We start from the raw sequence: 1,326 nt of genomic DNA, 5'->3' as shown, positions 1-1,326 counted from the left end.
CCAAACCGACACAGGTGGTCGGGTAGAGAATACCAAGGCGCTTGAGAGAACTCGGGTGAAGGAACTAGGCAAAATGGTACCGTAACTTCGGGAGAAGGTACGCTCTTGTCGGTGAAGTCCCTTGCGGATGGAGCTAACGAGAGTCGCAGATACCAGGTGGCTGCAACTGTTTATTAAAAACACAGCACTGTGCAAAATCGTAAGATGACGTATACGGTGTGACGCCTGCCCGGTGCCGGAAGGTTAATTGATGGGGTTAGACTTCGGTCGAAGCTCTTGATCGAAGCCCCGGTAAACGGCGGCCGTAACTATAACGGTCCTAAGGTAGCGAAATTCCTTGTCGGGTAAGTTCCGACCTGCACGAATGGCGTAATGATGGCCACGCTGTCTCCACCCGAGACTCAGTGAAATTGAAATCGCTGTGAAGATGCAGTGTACCCGCGGCTAGACGGAAAGACCCCGTGAACCTTTACTACAGCTTGGCACTGAACATTGACCCTACATGTGTAGGATAGGTGGGAGGCTTTGAAGACGGTACGCCAGTATCGTTGGAGCCGTCCTTGAAATACCACCCTTGTAGTGTTGATGTTCTAACATRGGCCCCTTATCGGGGTTGTGGACAGTGCCTGGTGGGTAGTTTGACTGGGGCGGTCTCCTCCCAAAGAGTAACGGAGGAGCACGAAGGTGGGCTAAACACGGTTGGACATCGTGTGGTTAGTGCAATGGCATAAGCCCGCTTGACTGCGAGAATGACAATTCGAGCAGGTGCGAAAGCAGGTCATAGTGATCCGGTGGTTCTGTATGGAAGGGCCATCGCTCAACGGATAAAAGGTACTCCGGGGATAACAGGCTGATACCGCCCAAGAGTTCATATCGACGGCGGTGTTTGGCACCTCGATGTCGGCTCATCACATCCTGGGGCTGAAGTCGGTCCCAAGGGTATGGCTGTTCGCCATTTAAAGTGGTACGCGAGCTGGGTTTAGAACGTCGTGAGACAGTTCGGTCCCTATCTGCCGTGGGCGTTGGAAGATTGAAGGGGGCTGCTCCTAGTACGAGAGGACCGGAGTGGACGAACCTCTGGTGTTCGGGTTGTGTCGCCAGACGCATTGCCCGGTAGCTAAGTTCGGAATCGATAACCGCTGAAAGCATCTAAGCGGGAAGCGAGCCCTGAGATGAGTCTTCCCTGACCCCTTGAGGGTCCTAAAGGGTTGTTCGAGACTAGAACGTTGATAGGCAGGGTGTGTAAGYGTTGTGAGGCGTTGAGCTAACCTGTACTAATTGCCCGTGAGGCTTAACCATACAACACCCAAAGGGTTTTGTGGACTC

At 53.2% G+C, this 1,326-nt stretch carries 1 rRNA gene; it reads left to right on the top strand.

Annotation, left to right across the window (positions count from 1 at the left end):
- A 23S ribosomal RNA gene (locus ELS82_RS24995) occupies positions 1 to 1,299 on the top strand; the annotation flags it as partial.
- Positions 1,300 to 1,326: the final 27 nt, after the last annotated feature.

The organism is Vibrio ouci (assembly GCF_004551525.1).
GTDB classification, from domain to species: Bacteria; Pseudomonadota; Gammaproteobacteria; order Enterobacterales; family Vibrionaceae; genus Vibrio; species Vibrio ouci.
Note: the sequence above shows the minus strand (reverse complement) of the source record. Positions and strands in the feature narration are given on the sequence as shown.